At 69.2% G+C, this 17,695-nt stretch carries 13 protein-coding genes; 8 read left to right on the top strand and 5 right to left on the bottom strand.

The genetic code is table 11. The annotated features are described in order from the left end of the window. Positions 1-101 precede the first annotated feature (101 nt). Both ABD212_RS18030 and ABD212_RS18025 read left to right on the top strand, forming a co-directional pair. The gene (locus tag ABD212_RS18030; RefSeq protein ID WP_344097363.1) at positions 102-1,694 is read left to right on the top strand and encodes an AMP-binding protein; all 1,593 of its coding nucleotides are present in this window, start codon (positions 102-104) and stop codon (positions 1,692-1,694) included. 33 nt (positions 1,695-1,727) lie between these two features. After that, complete coding sequence (locus ABD212_RS18025) at positions 1,728-2,855, top strand: epoxide hydrolase family protein (protein WP_344097362.1); 1,128 nt, start codon at positions 1,728-1,730, stop codon at positions 2,853-2,855. 230 nt (positions 2,856-3,085) lie between these two features. Here the strand turns inward: ABD212_RS18025 and ABD212_RS18020 are convergent, their stop codons facing one another. From ABD212_RS18020 to ABD212_RS18010, 3 genes are all read right to left on the bottom strand, one after another. After that, entirely contained in the window at positions 3,086-5,107 is a 2,022-nt protein-coding gene (locus ABD212_RS18020; protein ID WP_344097360.1) for a glycosyl hydrolase family 28-related protein, read from the bottom strand. Between the two features lie 273 nt (positions 5,108-5,380). Further along, on the bottom strand, positions 5,381-6,214 hold the full coding sequence (locus ABD212_RS18015; protein WP_344097357.1) for a MerR family transcriptional regulator: 834 nt from the start codon (positions 6,212-6,214) through the stop codon (positions 5,381-5,383). 25 nt (positions 6,215-6,239) lie between these two features. Then, positions 6,240-7,508 carry a glutamyl-tRNA reductase gene (locus ABD212_RS18010; RefSeq protein WP_344097354.1) on the bottom strand — a complete coding sequence of 423 codons (1,269 nt, stop codon included), beginning with the start codon at positions 7,506-7,508 and terminating at the stop codon, positions 6,240-6,242. A gap of 18 nt (positions 7,509-7,526) precedes the next feature. On the opposite strand from ABD212_RS18010, the gene hemE reads away from it, so the two are divergent. The 5 genes from hemE to hemL are packed head-to-tail and all read left to right on the top strand — an operon-like array spanning position 7,527 to position 12,502. Beyond that, positions 7,527-8,579 (top strand): uroporphyrinogen decarboxylase, encoded by a 1,053-nt coding sequence (hemE, locus tag ABD212_RS18005; RefSeq protein ID WP_344097352.1) that lies wholly within the window; start codon positions 7,527-7,529, stop codon positions 8,577-8,579. Positions 8,580-8,626: 47 nt separating this feature from the next. Continuing rightward, entirely contained in the window at positions 8,627-9,310 is a 684-nt protein-coding gene (gene hemQ / locus ABD212_RS18000) for a hydrogen peroxide-dependent heme synthase (protein ID WP_344097350.1), read from the top strand. Beyond that, complete coding sequence (hemC, locus tag ABD212_RS17995; RefSeq protein WP_344097347.1) at positions 9,307-10,218, top strand: hydroxymethylbilane synthase; 912 nt, start codon at positions 9,307-9,309, stop codon at positions 10,216-10,218. The genes hemQ and hemC overlap by 4 nt, the downstream gene beginning before the upstream one ends. Continuing rightward, a complete protein-coding gene (hemB, locus tag ABD212_RS17990; RefSeq protein ID WP_344097344.1) occupies positions 10,215-11,180 on the top strand; it encodes a porphobilinogen synthase in 966 nt (321 codons plus the stop codon). Before hemC ends, hemB begins: the two co-directional genes overlap by 4 nt. Further along, positions 11,168-12,502, top strand: coding sequence for a glutamate-1-semialdehyde 2,1-aminomutase (hemL, locus tag ABD212_RS17985; RefSeq protein WP_344097342.1), 1,335 nt, complete (start codon positions 11,168-11,170; stop codon positions 12,500-12,502). Before hemB ends, hemL begins: the two co-directional genes overlap by 13 nt. Before the next feature lie 248 nt (positions 12,503-12,750). Here hemL and ABD212_RS17980 read toward each other — a convergent pair whose 3' ends face one another. Continuing rightward, entirely contained in the window at positions 12,751-15,174 is a 2,424-nt protein-coding gene (locus ABD212_RS17980; RefSeq protein WP_344097339.1) for a glycoside hydrolase family 2 TIM barrel-domain containing protein, read from the bottom strand. A 27-nt stretch (positions 15,175-15,201) separates the two neighbouring features. Further along, positions 15,202-15,825, bottom strand: a complete 624-nt coding sequence (locus tag ABD212_RS17975) for a TetR/AcrR family transcriptional regulator (RefSeq protein WP_344097336.1) — start codon at positions 15,823-15,825, stop codon at positions 15,202-15,204. A 280-nt stretch (positions 15,826-16,105) separates the two neighbouring features. Between ABD212_RS17975 and ABD212_RS17970 the strand changes: the two genes are divergently transcribed. Then, the gene (locus ABD212_RS17970; RefSeq protein WP_344097333.1) at positions 16,106-17,641 is read left to right on the top strand and encodes an ABC transporter substrate-binding protein; all 1,536 of its coding nucleotides are present in this window, start codon (positions 16,106-16,108) and stop codon (positions 17,639-17,641) included. Positions 17,642-17,695 lie beyond the last annotated feature (54 nt).

The following is a 17,695-nucleotide window of genomic DNA, read 5'->3' as shown; positions in this document are numbered from 1 at the left end:
TGCCTCGACCGCTGGTACCGGGTCGCACGAGTGGCATGATGTAGGGGTCCCGGCACGGGATGCCGCAACGACGCGGCGCACGATCGTCAAAGGAGAGTTTCGTGTTCACCAGTTCGTTTCCCGATGTCGAGATCCCCGAAGTCTCGGTCTACGACTTCCTCTTCGCATCGCTCAGCGACGAGGAGGCCGCGACGATCGCGCTGATCGATGCCGCGTCGGGCGCCGAGACGACGTACGGAGCGCTACGCGCCCAGGTGAACGCCTTCGCCGGAGCACTGGCCGCGCGCGGTGTCGACACCGAGACAGTGCTCGGACTCCTGTGCCCGAACGTGCCGGCGTTCGCGACGGTGTTCCACGGCATCCTCCGCGCCGGCGCCACCGTCACCACGATCAACTCCCTCTACACCGCGGGCGAGATCCAGAAGCAGCTGACGGATGCCGGTGCCACCTGGCTCATCACGGTTTCGCCGCTGCTCCCCCAGGCGAGCGCAGCCGCCGAAGCCGCCGGCATCCCGCACGAGCGTGTCATCGTGCTGGACGGCGCGGCCGGTCACCCGAACCTGCGGGAGCTCCTGATGGAGCAGCAGGCGGCCCCCGACGTGAGCTTCGATCCCTCGACGCACATCGCCGTGCTGCCGTATTCGTCGGGCACGACCGGCGTCCCCAAGGGTGTCATGCTCACGCACCGCAACCTCGTCGCGAACGTGCAGCAGTGCCGGTCCAACATCGACCTGCGCGAGACCGATCGGGTGCTCGCGGTCCTGCCTTTCTTCCACATCTACGGCATGACCGTGCTGCTGAACCTCGCTCTCCGGCAGCGGGCGAGCCTCGTGACGATGCCGAAGTTCGATCTCGTCGAGTTCCTGACCAACATCCAGAAGTACGGATGCACCTACCTCTACATCGCGCCCCCGATCGCGGTCGCCCTCGCCAAGCACCCCATCGTCGACCAGTTCGACATCTCGACGGTTCACACCGTGTTCTCCGGGGCCGCGCCTCTGGACGGCGAGACCGCTGAGGTCGCAGGCCGCCGCATCGGCGCGCGGATGATGCAGGGCTACGGCATGAGCGAGCTCAGCCCGGTCTCGCACGCGATGCCCGCGAGCCGCCACGACATCCCGGTGAGCTCGGTCGGCACGATGCTGCCTAACCAGGTCTGCAAGCTCATCGACACCGAGACCGGTGAGGAGATCACCGAGCTCGGGGCAGACGGCGTCACCAAGCCGGGCGAGCTGTGGGTCAAGGGTCCGAACGTCATGTCCGGCTACCTCAATCAGCCCGAGGCGACCGCGGAGACACTCGACGCCGACGGGTTCCTCCACACCGGCGACATCGCGGTGTACCACGAGGGCGACTACTTCTCGATCGTCGATCGCGTCAAGGAGCTCATCAAGTACAAGGGCTACCAGATCGCCCCGGCAGAGCTCGAGGCTCTACTGCTTTCCCACCCGAAGATCATGGATGCCGCGGTCATCGGCGTGCTCGATGACGAGAGGCAGGAGATCCCCAAGGCGTTCGTCGTGGCGGCTCCCGACTCCGGCCTCAGCGAAGAGGAGGTCATGTCGTTCGTGGCGGAGCACGTCGCGCCGCACAAGAAGGTCCGCCGGGTCGAGTTCATCGACGCGATCCCGAAGTCGACCGCGGGCAAGATCCTCCGCAAAGACCTCCGGGCACGCGAGGCCGCGCGGGTCTGACGACCGCGCGCGCCGGCGGCGGATAATCGGCGTATGACGACGACGCCGCTGAGACCGGCTCCGATCCACGTCGACGACGATGTGCTCGACGAGCTTCGCGCTCGGCTGCGCGCGACACGGTGGCCGCCGCCGCTGCCACGAACTCGATGGCGCGCAGGTGTCGACCTTCACGCTGCCCAGGAATTCTGCCGCGTGTGGGCCGATGAGTATGACTGGCGCCGACACGAGGCATGGCTGAACGCGTTCGAGCCTCACTTCGCGCGCGTCGACGGACTCGACCTGCACGTCTGGCGCGTCGGCTCGCCGACCGGCCCTGGACTCCCCCTGCTTCTGCTGCACGGCTGGCCGGGCAGCGTCGTGGAATTCCGGCATGTGATCGAGCCGCTCACCACCGGGTCCCCGTCGTTCGAGCTCGTCATCCCCTCGCTTCCGGGTTTCGGGTTCGGCGGCCAACCCGCCGAGCCCGGGTGGGGGGTCACGAGGTCGGCCGAGGCGTTCCACTCGCTCATGACGGACGTGCTCGGCCATGAGCGCTATGGCGTGCAGGGGGGTGATTGGGGTGCGATCATCGGATCCCGGCTCGCACAGCTGCATCCCGAGGCCGTCATCGGACTGCACACGAACTACCCGCTGAGCATCGGTGATATCGACCCGACCTGGTCGAGCGATGCCACCCCGGATGAGCGGCGGCACCTCGACGATCTCGCTATCTACTCAGCGACCGAGCGCGGTTACAGCGCGATCCAGGGCACGAAGCCCCAGACCCTGGCCGTCGCGCAGACCGACTCCCCCGCCGGGCTCGCCGCGTGGATTCTCGAGAAGTTCCAGACCTGGAGCGACCGCGGCCTCTCGGGGTTCTCGGTCGACGACATCCTGACGAACCTCATGTTCTACTGGGCGCCGAATTCCGTCGCCTCGTCGGCGGCGATCTACTTCGAGTCACGCCTCGACCCCGAAGGTCGGAACCACCCGATGCCCGAGGTGCCGGTCGGAGTCGCGAACTTCCCCCATGAGATCACCGGAACGTCGCGCCGATGGGCAGAGACGAAGTACCCGATAGCGCGCTGGACCGACATGCCGCGCGGCGGCCACTTCGCGGCGCTCGAAGAGCCGCTGCTGCTCAGCGACGATGTGCGGGCGTTCTTCGCATCACTCGGATGAGCGGATAGGGCTGTAGCGTGCCACTGAGCGGCATCCGGCCAGCCGCAAGCTCCGGTTGAGAAACCACATTCCGTTCCGGAAACCACTTTTCGACTGGGACCTCACCAGCCGCGTGATGTCTCGGCAGACACCTGGTTTCTCGCGATGTCGCTGCGGCCCGCGCCCGCGGCACGACGGGTGCCCCGACCACCCTGGCCGGGGCATCCGTCGTTCACCTCACGCGATGCGCATCACCACGCCGAGGGTGCGGGGGGCACCACGACCGGCGGGCGGTCGTCGCAGGTGATGGTGTTCGGCAGCTCCCACGACGCCATCCATGGGCCCGTCGTGCCGCCGCCGTCGTTGCCGCCGAGGTCGGTCACCGCGAACTCCGAACCCGACGGGGTGAAGTGGAACGACCCGCAGTTGTTGATGCCCACCGCGCCGACGTTGCGCGCATCGACGTTCTGGAATGAGGCGCCTCCCGCGACGCGGCCACTCAGCACCGACGTGCCGGTGCCGTCGACCTGCACGTCCTTGAACGCAACGTCCGAGATCGTGTAGAGATCCTTTACCGGGAAGTCCGCGACCATGAGGATCGCGTTGTAGGTCGAGTCCAGATAGCGGTCACCGGTGACGCGGATGCCGGAGATCGAGCCCTCGAGAGCGTAGATCCAGAGCGACCCGAGGCCGATCCGCCAGTTCAGCTCGAAGGTTCCGGCACGGACGGTCGTGTTGTCCTGAAAGGTCAGCGTCCCGCCGAACGGATGCGCTCCGAACCGCGACCCGGCGTGCAGCGCGCTGCCCTCCCGGATCGTGTCGGCCACGAGGTTGTTCGAGACCGTGTTGTCGGTGCCGCCGTAGATCGCGATGCCGTTCGCGAGGGTGGGCGTCTGGACGGTGTTGTGGTCGAACACGTTGCGCGCATTCGTCGGCGTCGTGCCGCCGCGGGACTCCGCCCACATCGCCAATCCGTCATCCCCGCTGTTGCGGACGAAATTGTTCCGCGCGACCGAGTCCGTCACCCCGATGTGGAAGTTCAGGCCGTCGGCGATCTGGTCCACGATGATGTTGTCGGCGACGGTGACGTTCGACATCGGTCCGTCGAACCACATCCCGACCTTGGTGTGCTGGATGTAGAGGCCGGTGAAGGACGAGTCGTGGAACGCCCCGCCGATGCCGTTCACCTGGTCGGTGTCGATCCGCTCGCGCACATCGCCCTGGATCGCGAACCCGGACAGATGCACGTTCGAGCTGCCACCGGCCGCGGCATCCTTTCCGTAGAAGCCGACGCCGGTGTGCACCGAGCCGTCCGCCGCCGGCGTGGCGAGCGCGACCTGCGCGCCCTTGATCGTCGTGTACCAGCTGCCGGCACCCTGGATCGTGACGCCGTCGACGACGATGTGCCTGTCGACCCGATAGGTCCCCGGCGGGATGTAGACGGTGAGCCGGTTCTTCTTCGCGAACGCGATCGCCTTCTCGATCGCCGGCGCGGAGTCCATGCGACCCGTGGGGTCAGCGCCGAAGAGCAGCACGTTCGACGCCACGAGCTTCACATACGGGAGCCCGACCTTCTCGGTGTCGATGAGATCGATGACCGTCCAGGCCACGCCGGCCGGCGCGGTAAGGCGGATCTTCTCCCCCGCCTGGTGGGTCCTGCCGAGCGGCAAACGCTCCTCGTCGTAGAACTTCATCGGCCGGAACGGCTTCGCGATCTCGGGAACGGGCGTCGTGAACTGCGGAACGCACTGACATTCCGTGATCCACCAGTCGGTGTGCAGCAGGTCCGCCTGCGGATCGTTCGAGAACGGGTACTGGTTGTACAGGTACGCGTACTGCGACGTCATCGTCAGAGTCGCCTTCTGCGATCCGGCCCTGACCGCGAGCGGAGCGGTGAGGCCGCCGCCGGTCGGCGAGTCCGGGATGCTGTAGCGCACCGTGATCGCGTTGGCGGCCGCGGGCAGCGTGAACTCGACATACTGGCCCGGCAGCAGCTTCACGGCCTTGCGGCCCGATGCCTCCGCCTCGATCGTGTACGCGTCGCGGCCACCGCCGATCACGGTGCCGTCCGTGACCGCGTTCTCGGCCTCCTGCTCGAGGAACGCGACGTCTGCGCCACGACCTGCGACGAGCGCCGGCGCGAGCGCGGCACGGGTGACGACGGACGACGCAGCCGGGGGCGGCGCCGCGACCGCCGCCGATCCGGTGGCGAGGACGCCGATGGTGAGGGATGCCGCGGCAGCAGCCGCGACAAGGGTTCTGGGTCGTGTCATCGTCGACTCGATTCATCCGGGGGCGCGGGCGACGGTGCCCGTTCGGCGCCAATCTAGGGCCGGATGGAAGCGAGATCAAGAGATAGTCGTGAATTGCCGTTCATCTGTTTGATTCTTGCGTGAATCTGCGGCGGTGACGCAAGACTTGCAGGTCTTGCAGGGAGCGGAGCGTGGACGCGTTTCGTCTCGGTCGCTGCGCTCCCTCGCTCAACGACCGGGGCGCGACGACAACCCCGGTCGTTGAGCGAGCGAAGCGAGACGAAGCGTCGCTGGTCAGACCTTCTCGACGGGCGCGACGAGGTCGGTCACCCACGTCGACTGATCCTCGGAGCCCGCCTCGACGTAGATCTCGCGCGTCGGTCCGCTGATGCGGTAGCCGTCGGCGACGATCTGCTCCATGAGCGCCATCCAGGATCGGCCGATGCTCGGCATGTCGCCGTAGTGCGTCAGCACAGCGGCCGTCCCGATCGGCGGAAGCTCGACGACCTCGTAGCCGTCGGCCTCCCGGGGGTCGGCATCCGCGGTGAATGAGACGTGCACCGCGAGTTCCTCGGAATCCGGCACGGCTTCGTACCAGAAGACTCCGGGCTCGTTCAGGGCGCCGCCCGAGGCCTCGATCGCGCGGATGAGGCCCGGCAGGATCTGATCGACGACGGGGGTGACGTTCTCCGGGCCCATGCCCGGCGCCCTCCCCTCGACGGCGTAGACCGTGACGGCATCCATCGGGCGGTAATCGACGGAGATTGACATGGTTCCTGCTCCTTCCATTGCGCGGAGTCGTTCGTCGATGCGATCGAGCCGTTCGGTGTCGGCCGCGAGGCCCGCCTCGAGCTCGACGCGGCGACGCACCAGTGCATCCCGCAGCGCGGTCTGCTGATCGGATGCCGCGAGCACGGCTCCGATCTCATCCAGCCCGCACCCGAGGTCGCGCAGCTCGACGATGCGCAGCAGCGCGCCGAGCTGGCGATCCGCGTAGTAGCGGTAGCCGGTGCGTTCGTCCACGTGCTCGGGCGGCAGGATGCCGATCGCGTCGTAGTGACGCAGCATCCGCACACTCACGCGCCCGATCGCGGCGAACTCTCCGATGGTGTACATGATGCTGACCACGCTCGACCCTGACACAGTGCGAGGGTCAAGCGGAACGTTCGGGCATCATTTCCTGCGCGGTCTCGGACCAGGGCGACGCGGTCGGCGGCTCGTCGACCTCGAGGCCGTGCAGGGTCTCGAGCGCCGTGTGCACCTCGTCGATGCGGCCTTCGACCGCGAGTTCGCGGATGCGCAACGACGGGCGGTGCAGCAGCACTCCGGCGAGGTGCCGCAGCGCCGCCTCGACGTCGTCGCCGGCGCCTCGGGCACGCGCCCGGGAGATCTCGTCCTCGACCGTCTTCAGCACCTCCTGCCGCAGCGCGGTGATCGCCGGTCCGGCGGTGCGGTCTGCCGCGAACTCGGCCGCCGCGTCTCCGACCAGCGCGCGCGCGTCGGCGTGGGCGCCGAACCCCTCGAGCGGGGCGTGCAGGCGGATGGTCTCGAGGTCGAGCAGCTCGACGCCGGCGACGCTCCCGACGGCGGGATCGACGTTTCGCGGAAGTCCGAGGTCGATGACCAGCACCCGGCGACCCGGGGCGAAGGCGTCGGCGTGGACGACGGCATCCGCGGTGCAGGTGATGACGACGTCGGCGGTGCCTGCGGCATCCGCGAAAGAGGAATCGGCGATCAAGCCGTGCTTCGCGGCGAATGCGGCCGCCCGGCCCGACGGCGAGAAGACGTGCAGGTCGAGCGCGCCGCGTGCCCGGAGAGCGTCCGCGGTGGTCGCGGCGTAGCGGCCGGTGCCGACGATCAGCACGCGCATGGCCGACCAGTCGGCGACCCGGCTCGACGCGAGTTCGAGCGCGAGTCTGACCAGCGACCGGTGGGTTCCTCGCAGGCTGGTGCGGCTGCGGACCCCGCGGCTCGTCTGCGCCGCCTTCTGGAACAGTCGCTCGAGTTCGCTGCTCGTCGTCCCTTCAACGCGCGCGGCGTCGAGCGCGCGACGAACCTGACCCGAGATCTCGTCTTCGCCGACGACGACGGATTCGAGACCGCTCGTCACGGCGAACAGGTGGGCTGCGGCATCCGACCCTTCATGCACCGACACCGAGCCGCGCAGCACATCGGGCGGGATGTCGCTCGCGGAGGCCATCGCCTCGACGGCCGACTCCACGGCGACCGCACGGCCTCCGGTCAGCGGCTCGTCGATGTCGAGGTAGGCCTCGAAGCGGTTGCATGTGGCGAGTACGACCGCGCCCGAGACGAACAGTTCATCGTCGACGAGGGCGCGGGTGGCGGCTGGTGCGCCCACCGACAGACGCTCCAGGATGTCCAGGCTCGCGTTCCGATGGTTCGCGGTGAGACACAGAAGCACGAGCCTAATGTTAACGGTGTGTCCCTGAATCCTCCGCATCCCCCCGTCGTTCACGGAAACACCTCGCTGATCCGCGCGTACCGGGGGGAGCGTCCGCCGACGACGCCGGTGTGGTTCATGCGGCAGGCCGGGCGTTCGCTGCCGGAGTACCGGGAGCTGCGCGTGGGCACCGACATGCTCGAGACGTGCCTGACCCCCGAGCTCGCGAGCGAGATCACGCTGCAGCCGGTGCGTCGGCACGGCGTCGATGCCGCGATCTTCTTCAGCGACATCGTGATCCCCGTGAAGCTCGCCGGCGTGGACGTCCGCATCGTGGCCGGCCGCGGTCCGGTGCTGGAGAAGCCGGTGCGGACCGCGGCGGATGTCGCGGCCCTTCCACCGCTCGACCCCGAGGCGCTCGAGCCCATCCGCGAGGCGGTCGCCGCGACGGTGGCCCGGCTGGGTGAGACCCCGCTCATCGGGTTCGCGGGCGCCCCTTACACCCTCGCGTCGTACCTTGTCGAGGGCGGCCCGTCGAAGGAGCAGCTGCGCACGCGCGCCATGATGCACTCCGATCCCGCGACCTGGTCGGCGCTGCTGTCGTGGTGCGCAGCCGTGACGGGAGCCTTCCTCGCCGCGCAGATCGAGGCCGGCGCCTCGGCCGGGCAGCTCTTCGACTCGTGGGCGGGCTCGCTGAGCCGCGCCGACTACACCGGCTCGGTCGCGCGGCACTCCGCGGCCGCGCTGGAGCCGGTGCGCGCCCTGGACGTGCCGATCGTGCACTTCGGCGTGGGCACCGGCGAACTCCTCGCCGCGATGCGGGATGTCGGAGCCGACGTCATCGGAGTCGACTGGCGGATCCCGCTCGACGAGGCGTCGCGCCGACTGGGCGGTGCGACGCCGCTGCAGGGGAACATCGATCCCGCTCTCCTCGCGGCGCCGTGGCCCGTGCTCGAGGCTCATGTCCGGGACGTGCTCGAGCGGGGCCGCGCCGCGCCGTCGCACGTCCTCAATCTGGGCCACGGCGTGCCGCCGGACACCGACCCCGGCGTGCTGACCCGGATCGTGGAGTTCGTGCACGACCAGTCCTGACGCGGACGGGATTCGCGTCTGCCCGGGAGACGGGCGAGGATGGAACCATGAGCGATCCCTCGGCCGAAGCCCTTCCCGAGAGCGACGCGCTCGGCTGCACGCTGTGGGCCGTGTTCCGTCGCGATCCCGCACACCCCGCCCAGGGAGGCGACCTCACCCCGGTCGTCCGGGCCATCGAGGGCGGTGGGGTCAAGGTGCGCGGGTTCTACGACGTCTCGGGGCTCCGCGCCGACGCCGACCTCATGGTGTGGCTGCACGGAGCGGCCCCCGAGACGCTGCAGTCGGCGCTGCGCGAACTGCGACGCGCGGAGCCGCTCGCATCGCTGCTGCCGGTGTGGAACGCCATGGGCGTCCACCGGCCGGCCGAGTTCACAGCCAGCCACATGCCGGCCTTCATGCGCGGCAAGGAGCCCGAGGCATGGCTCACCGTCTACCCGTTCGTGCGCTCGTACGAGTGGTACCTGCTGCCCGACGACGAGCGCCGCCAGATGCTCGCCGATCACGGGCGGAAGGGCTCGGAGTTCCGACAGGTGCTCAGCAACACGGTCGCGTCGTTCGCTCTCGGCGACTACGAGTGGATCCTCGCCCTCGAGGCGCCCGAGCTCGTCGACCTCGTCGACCTCATGCGCCACCTCCGCCAGACCGATGCGCGGCGACACGTGCGCGAGGAGATCCCCTTCTACACCGGGCGCCGGATCCGCCTGGACGAGATCGCCGAGGTGCTGGCGTGACCGCGCTGCGGATCGGCACCCGCGGGAGCGCGCTCGCGCTGACCCAGACGGGATCGGTCGCCGACGATCTCGCGACCGAGACCGGGGTCGCCACCGAGCTCGTCACGATCACCACGGCGGGCGACCGCTCGACCGAGCCGCTCTCGCAGGCGGGCGGCACCGGACTGTTCACGAGCGCACTGCGTGACGCGCTGGTCGCGGGCGAATGCGATGTGATCGTGCACTCGCTCAAGGACCTTCCCACCGCGCCGCATCCCGACCTGACGATCGCGGCCATCCCGGTGCGCGAAGACGCGCGCGACGCGCTGTGCGCGCGCGACGGACTCACGCTCCTGAAGCTCCCCACAGGCGCGCGCGTCGGCACCGGCTCGCCTCGCCGTGCCGCGCAGCTGCGCCGGCAACGGCAGGATCTGCAGATCGTCGACATCCGCGGCAACGTCGACACCCGGCTCGGTCGCGTGGCCGACGGCGACCTGGATGGCGTGCTGCTGGCCGCAGCAGGACTGCGGCGGCTGCGCCGCACCGACGCGATCACCGAGCTGCTCGACCTCGACCACTGGCCGACGGCACCCGGGCAGGGAGCACTCGCCGTCGAGGTGCGGCGCGGCGACGAGCACCTCGTCGAGTCGCTCGATCATGCCGAATCCCGGGCCGCCGCGGAAGCCGAGCGACATGTGCTGGCCATCCTCGAGGCCGGCTGCTCGGCGCCCCTCGGCGCGCACGCCGTCGTCGATGCCGGTCTCCTCCTGCTCTCGGCGAGCGTGTACAGCCTCGACGGCACGATCGCGCTGACGGCATCCCATGCCGCCGTCTGGCCCGACGACGCCGCACCACTGGATGTCGCGGCATCCGCCGCCCGCGAGCTGCTGGACGCCGGAGCCGCCGATCTGACAGGATCCGCCCGATGATCGAGCGTCCACGCCGCCTGCGGGCGACCCCCGCCATGCGACGCCTCGTCGCCGAGAACCGGGTGCATGCCGCCGAGCTGATCCTGCCGGTCTTCGTCCGCGAAGGCGCGTCCGAGCCGGTCCCGATCTCGTCGATGCCCGGAGTCGTGCAGCACACCCTCGACTCGCTCCGCCGCGCCGTCGCCGAAGCCGCGGATGCCGGCATCGGCGGCATCATGCTGTTCGGCGTCCCCGAGCACAAGGATGCGATCGGCTCGGGCGCGACGGATCCGGACGGCATCCTCAATGTCGCGACCCGCATCGCCGTGGCCGAGGCGCGCGACGCGCTCGTGGTCCAGACCGACCTGTGCCTGGACGAGTTCACCGACCACGGACACTGCGGGGTGCTCGATGAGCGGGGTCGCGTCGACAACGACGCGTCGCTCGAGCGCTACCGCGAGATGGCCGTCGTCCAGGCCGAGGCGGGGTCGCAGCTGGTGGGTCTGTCCGGAATGATGGACGGCCAGGTCGCCGCGGTGCGGGACGCGCTCGACGACGCCGGTCACATCGACATCCCGATCCTCGGCTACGCGGCCAAGTACGCGTCGGCGTTCTACGGCCCGTTCCGTGAAGCCGTGCAGTCCTCGCTCGAAGGCGACCGTCGCACGTATCAGCTCGATCCCGCGAACCGCCGGGAGGGCTCCCGCGAGATCGACCTCGACGTCGCCGAGGGCGCCGACATCGTCATGGTGAAGCCCGCGATGTCGTACCTGGATGTGCTGGCGGATGCCGCCGCATCCAGTCCGGTGCCCGTGTGGGCGTACCAGGTGTCGGGCGAGTACGCCATGATCGAGGCCGCCGGCGCGAACGGCTGGATCGACCGTCGCCGCGCGATCGAGGAGTCGGTGCTCGGCATCCGTCGTGCCGGTGCGGATGCCGTGCTGACGTACTGGGCCGTCGAACTGGCCGCGTGGCTGCGGTGACCACCACCAACGACGCCGAGTTCGCGCGCGCCCGAGCGGCGATGCCGGGCGGCGTCAACTCGCCGGTGCGCGCCTTCGGGTCGGTCGGAGCGACGCCGCGCTTCCTCGTGTCGGCGTCGGGCGCACGCGTGACCGACGTCGAGGGCCGCGAGTACGTCGACCTCGTGGGCTCGTGGGGTCCCGCCATCCTGGGCCACGCCCACCCCGCGGTCGTGAAGGCGGTACAGGATGCCGCCTCCCGCGGGCTGGGGTTCGGGGCGTCCACCCCCGGCGAGACCGAGCTGGCCGAACTCGTCGAGGCCCGCATCGCGAGACCCGCGTCGGAGCCCGCACGGCCCATCGAGAGGCTGCGGCTCGTCTCGACCGGCACCGAGGCGACCATGACCGCGATCCGGCTCGCGCGCGGCGCGACCAGGCGCGACCTCATCGTGAAGTTCGCCGGGCACTACCACGGCCACTCCGACGGACTGCTCGCCGAAGCCGGTTCGGGGGTTGCGACCCTCGCGCTGCCCGGCTCGGCGGGGGTGCCCGCAGCGATCGCGGCGCAGACCCTCGTCATCCCATACAACGACGTGGATGTCGTGCGCGAGGTCTTCGCGACCCGTGGCGCGGACATCGCCGCGATCATCGTCGAAGCCGCGCCCGCCAACATGGGCATCGTGCCGCCGCAGCGCGGCTTCAACGCCGCGATCGCCAGGATCGCCCATGCGCACGGCGCGCTGCTGATCCTCGACGAGGTGCTCACCGGCTTCCGCGCCGGCCCCGCGGGCTGGTGGGGCATCGACCCCGTCCCGTTCGCGCCCGACCTCTTCACGTTCGGCAAGGTCATCGGCGGTGGGCTGCCCTTGGCGGCGCTGGGGGGCTCGGCGCAGCTGATGGACCAGCTCGCTCCGCTCGGGCCGGTGTATCAGGCGGGCACCCTCAGCGGCAATCCGCTCGCTGTCGCCGCAGGGCTCGCGACCCTCCGCGCCCTCGATACCGCCGCCTACGCCCGGATCGACGCCGCGTCCGCGGCGATCGCGGATGCCGCGGCCGACGCGCTCACCGCCCAAGGCGTCGCACACCGCGTGCAGCGGGCGGGCAGCCTCTTCTCGATCGCGTTCGCCGACACGCCGCCGCACGACTACGAGACCGTGAAGGCGCAGGATGCCTTCCGTTATCCGCCGTTCTTCCGGGCGATGCTCGACGCCGGCGTCTCGCTTCCGCCGTCCGTCTTCGAGGCCTGGTTCGTCTCGGCGGCTCACGACGACCGAGCAGTCGGGCAGATCACCGATGCGCTCCCGGCCGCTGCGCGTGCCGCGGCGGCCGCCACGCGCGACTGACACGCCCGCGACGCCCACGAGAACGCGCGGCGGTCCCTCCGGCGGGCGGAGGGGTGGGGGCGGGCGGAGGAGCGTTTCCAGCGGCATCCGCCTCCACAGGGCCGCACCCCTCCGGTGAGCGGAGGGCGCGCGTGACGCGGCCGGGAGCGTGGGACGCGGCCGGGAGCGTGGGGCGCGGCCGGGAGCGTGGGGCGCGCGTGACGTGGCGGGAGCGTGATGCGGCAAAGGCGGGGCGGGTGAACGCTCCGTCAGTCCGCGACGCTGACCACGACCTGCACCGGCGCGTACCCTTCCGCTTGGACGGTCACCGTGATCTGCCCGGCATCCGTCGGTCGCACGATCGCGAGCGCCCGGCCGTCGTACGTCGTGACGCCCGGGCCGGCGAACGGCTCCTCGGTGCGGGCACGGCCGGTTCCGACGCCCGCGAGCATCCCCGGGCCCTCGATGCCCACCGTGACGACGACGTCGCGGTCGCACAGGACGACACCCGACCCGTCCTCGATGGTGATCGCGACGAAGCCGAGGCCGTCGGCGTCGAGCCGCGTCGCTTCGGCGCGGGCGACCAGACGCGGCGACCCGGTCGCGCTGCGCAGCGCGTGCCTGCCGGTCTCCGCTCCCCCGCGGCGAGCGACGGCCACGAGTTCGCCGGGCCGGTACTCGGTCTCGAACCGCGCACGGAAAGCCTTCTCCGCACCGACGGCCGCCACCCCGAGGGAGTCGCCGTCGAGCAGCAGCTCGACCTCGTCGGCATCCGCGTACACATCGACCGTCACCGCCGAACCAGCGGGAACATCCCACGCCCATGACGAGACCGTGTCGTCCCACGACCACGGCGTGGTCGCCGTCGGGCGACCGTGATGCTGCGGCCGATGCACGGCGAGGTACGGATCGGCCCGAAGCCCGAAGACGATCTCGCGGTAGTACGAGATCGTGCGGCGGTACCCGGTGATGTCGAGGTCGCCGCACTCGGCGAGCAGATACGGGTAAGGGCCCGACGTGCCGGTCGGCGCGTAGCCGTCGGCATCCGTGTAGTCGACCCGGCCGATCCCCGCCTCGCCGAGGTAATCCCAGCCGGTCCAGGTGAAGTCCCCGATCACGTGGGGCAGTCGCTCGACGAGCCCCCACATCACATCGATCTTCGCCGGGAACGTCTCCGACCCCACGATGACGCGGTGCGGGAACAGCTCCGCGTCGAGTTCGTAGCGGGAGTCGGCGTAGTTGAAGCCGACGACATCCAGCACCGCGGCCGACTCCTCGGTCGTCTCGGTGACGAGCGACGAGGCGTTCATGAGCGCCATCTGCTCGCCCATGTCGGCCATCATCGTGTTGGGATCGGATACCGTGGCATCCGCGCTCGCCGCAGCCATCCGATCCATGTTCGCGATGATGCCGTTGATGCCGTTCGTCACGAACCTGGTGTCATCGAGTGCCCGGAAGCCGTCCGCGAGCCGCCTGCTCCAGGTCGCGCCGACCGGCGTCGCGAGTTCGAGGATCTCGTTGCCGATCGAGTACAGCACCACGCTCGGGTGGTTGAAGTCCTGGGAGACCAGCGCTGCTATGTCGCGCTGCCACCGGTCGGCGAAGGTGGCCGAGCCGTCGAACGCGGTCTTCGATCGGGTCCACACGTCGGTGAGTTCATCCATCACCAGCACTCCGTGGCGGTCGCACGCCGCCAGCATGGCGCGACCCATCGGGTTGTGCGCGCTTCGGAGCGCGTTGAACCCGGCGTCTTTCAGGAGGCGAACCCGGCGGTCCTCGGCGGCCGCGATGGAGACCGCGCCGAGTGGGCCGTTGTCGTGGTGCACGCACGCGCCCCGCAGCTTGACGACCTCGCCGTTGATGCGCAGGCCCCGCTGCGGATCCAGCTGCAGGCGACGGATGCCGAAGGCCGCGGCATCCGTGTCGATCTGCTCGCCCTCCTCGTCGTGGAGGCCGACACGCACCTCGTAGAGGTCGGGATGGTCGGGGTGCCACAGCCGGGGACCGGGCACGGCCAACCGCGCTCGCGCCGTTGCGGAGGCGCCCGGCAGGACCGTGAGGGGCGCGGAGTCTGCCGCGACATCCTCACCGTCCGGACCGGTGACCGACCACGAGATGCGGGTCGTCCGCGTGTGGCGGGTTTCGTTGTCCACCGTCGCGGCGACCGTGACCACGGCACGCTCATCGTCGATGTCGGAGGTCGTGACCCGCAGCCCGTTCAGCGCGAAGTGCACCGGATCCGCGACGAGCAGGTGCACGGGGCGATAGATGCCTGCGCCGGAATACCATCGGCTGTCCTTATGAGCCTTGGCGTCGACGGTGATCCGGTTCGGCTCGCCGTACCGGAGGTATGGGTCCAGAACCGCCGCGAACGCGTTGTACCCGTTGGGCTCGTGGACGACGAAGTCGCCGTTCACGAAAAGCGCGGCATCCCGGTACACCCCTTCGAATTCGATGACGACGGTCTTGTCACGCCACTCCCGCGGCACGTCGAGGATCTTCGCATACTCGAAGACCCCACCCGAGTGATAACCCGAATGCACTCCCTGCTCGCTGTCCGCCGACCGCGGCAGGTCTCGGATCGCGTCGTGCGGCAGCGTCACCGCCTGCGCGGAAGCGGCGCCGGCGAGCGCTTCGAAGGCGCCGAGCTTCGGCCCGACGGTCCAGTCATCAAGGAGTGGCACACGGATCATCGGGCGGGGTTCCTCTGTTCTGCGGCGCTACGCACTCACGGCGGACACGGACGGCACCGGATCCTCCACTCCGCGGGTTTCGGGATCATCCGGTGCGGCACCGTCGAAGCCGGCGACGAAGCTGCGGAAGAACTCGTCCAGCGCCTGCGACATGTCCACGACTTCCCGGTCCAGCAGCCACTGCACCTGCAGCCCGTCCATCATGGCGATCGTGGCGACCGCCGCGCGCTGCGGAGTGACGCCCTCCATCAGGCGTCCCTGGCGTTCCAGAGACTCGAACGCCTCGCGAATGCTCGTGCGTGTCAGCTCGTAGCGGCCCGTGAAGTATTCGTGCGCCGGATGGTCTGGCGCGGTCGCTTCGGCCGAGAGAACGCAGTACAGCTCGACGACACCGGGAATGGATGCGTTGTAGGCCGCAAGGTCGACCAGGCCCCGCAACGAGTCCTCGCCGTCGTCGGTCCCGAAGGGGACGCGCTCGAACGAGTGCTGGTCGCGCCGATCGAGCACCGCCGCGAGCAGCGAGCTCTTGTTGGGGAAGTGGTGCAGCAGGCCGGCTTCGCTCATGCCGACCTTGCCGGCTACGTCACGAAGCGAGCCGGATCTATAGCCCGATTCGGCGAAAACCTCCAGGGCCGCATCCAGGATCGCCATGCGCTTCGCACTCGTTTTCGCATACTCGCCGCGCGGTTTGCGCGTGCGAGATGGTGACGGGGTCTGGGTCATCATCTCCACCGTATCCTCCGGACCTTCCTCGGTCTTTCCCACAGGCCATCATCGGCCTCGTCCCGCCATTGTGGGCGCATTTCGGACAAAAACCTAGTTCTCGATAGAAATTTATCCCAAAAACCTAGCGATCACTCGGATTTGATGCTACGTTCTCGAACCAGAGGCGATCCACAGTGGCATCGCCCCCTACCAAGAGGACTCGAAGATGATCCGATGGAAGAAGGTCGCGGCAGCCGCGGCCATCGCCGTCACCACCGCGCTTGCGGTCACAGCATGCGCCGGCGGCTCGGGCGGAGGAGGCGCAAGCGGTTCCGGCGGCACCCTCACCCTGGGCGCCATCGCCGCACCCACCACGTTCGACCCGGCGGGGGCGGAGTGGGGCAACCGCGCCCCCTACTACCAGGCCGTGTTCGACACGCTCCTGCTCGCAACGCCGGACGGCACCATCGAGCCGTGGCTCGCGACCAAGTGGGCGTACAACACAGACAACACCGTTCTGACCCTCACGATCCGCGACGGTGTCACGTTCTCGGACAAGTCCAAGCTGACCGCGGGCGTCGTCGTCAAGAACCTCCAGCGCTTCAAGGACGGCACATCGCCGGATGCCGGCTACTTCGCCGGCGTGAAGAGCTTCGCAGCACCCGATGACACAACCGTCGTAATCACCCTCAACGCTCCGGATCCTGCAATGCTCAACTACCTCACCCGTGATCCGGGCCTGGTCGGCAGCGAGGCATCCCTCACCAGCAAAGACGTCGCGACCAACCCCGTCGGCTCAGGCCCCTACATCCTGGACACGTCGGCGACCGTCACCGGAACCAGCTACATCTACAAGAAGAACCCGAACTACTGGAAGCCCGATGTCCAGCACTACGACAACCTGACCATCAACGTCCTGTCCGACCCGACGGCGGCGCTCAACGCCATCAAGGCGGGCGAGGCCAACGGCGTCAAGCTCGTGAGCAACGACAACCTCAAAGAGGTCGAGGGTGCCGGCTGGACGGTCAACGCCAATGAGCTCGACTTCCAGGGTCTGCTGCTGCTCGATCGCGCGGGCAAGATGCAGCCCGAGCTCGCGAACGTCAAGGTGCGCCAGGCGATCAACTACGCGTTCGACCGCGCGGCGCTGCTGAAGGCCCTCCAGTCCGACAACGGCACGGTCACGACGCAGGTGTTCCCCAAGACCTCACCGGCGTACGACTCGGCCCTCGACGACTACTACACCTACGACCCCGCGAAGGCCAAGCAGCTCCTCGCCGAGGCGGGCTACCCCAACGGCTTCACCTTGAACCAGCCGTCCGTGTCGCTGCTCGGCGCGAGCACCTACACGCTCGTCGGACAGCAGCTCGCCGACATCGGGATCAAGGCGAAGTTCACGGAAGTCGCTCCGGAGAACTTCATCGCCGACCTGCTGGCGCCGAAGTACGGATCATCGTTCATGGCGCTCGAGCAGAACCCGGACTGGCAGCTGATCCAGTTCATGATCGCCCCGACCGCCGTCTTCAACCCGTTCCACTACCAGGATCCGAAGGTGGACGCGTACATCAAGCAGATCCAGTACGGCGACAAGGCGACCCAGGGCAAGGTCGCAGGCGAGCTGAACAAGTATCTCGTCGAGCAGGCCTGGTTCGCGCCGTTCTACCGGGTGCAGGGCAGTTTCGCGACGGACGCCAACACGACCGTCAAGATGCTCCCGACGAACGCCTACCCCGCCATCTACGACTTCCAGCCGAAGTCCTAGCCGGCACACGCGATCTCCCGGTCCGCCCGCCCCAGGGCGGGCGGACCGGGACCA

The sequence above is a fragment of the Microbacterium deminutum genome, assembly GCF_039530205.1.
GTDB classification, from domain to species: domain Bacteria; phylum Actinomycetota; class Actinomycetes; order Actinomycetales; family Microbacteriaceae; genus Microbacterium; species Microbacterium deminutum.
Note: the sequence above shows the minus strand (reverse complement) of the source record. Positions and strands in the feature narration are given on the sequence as shown.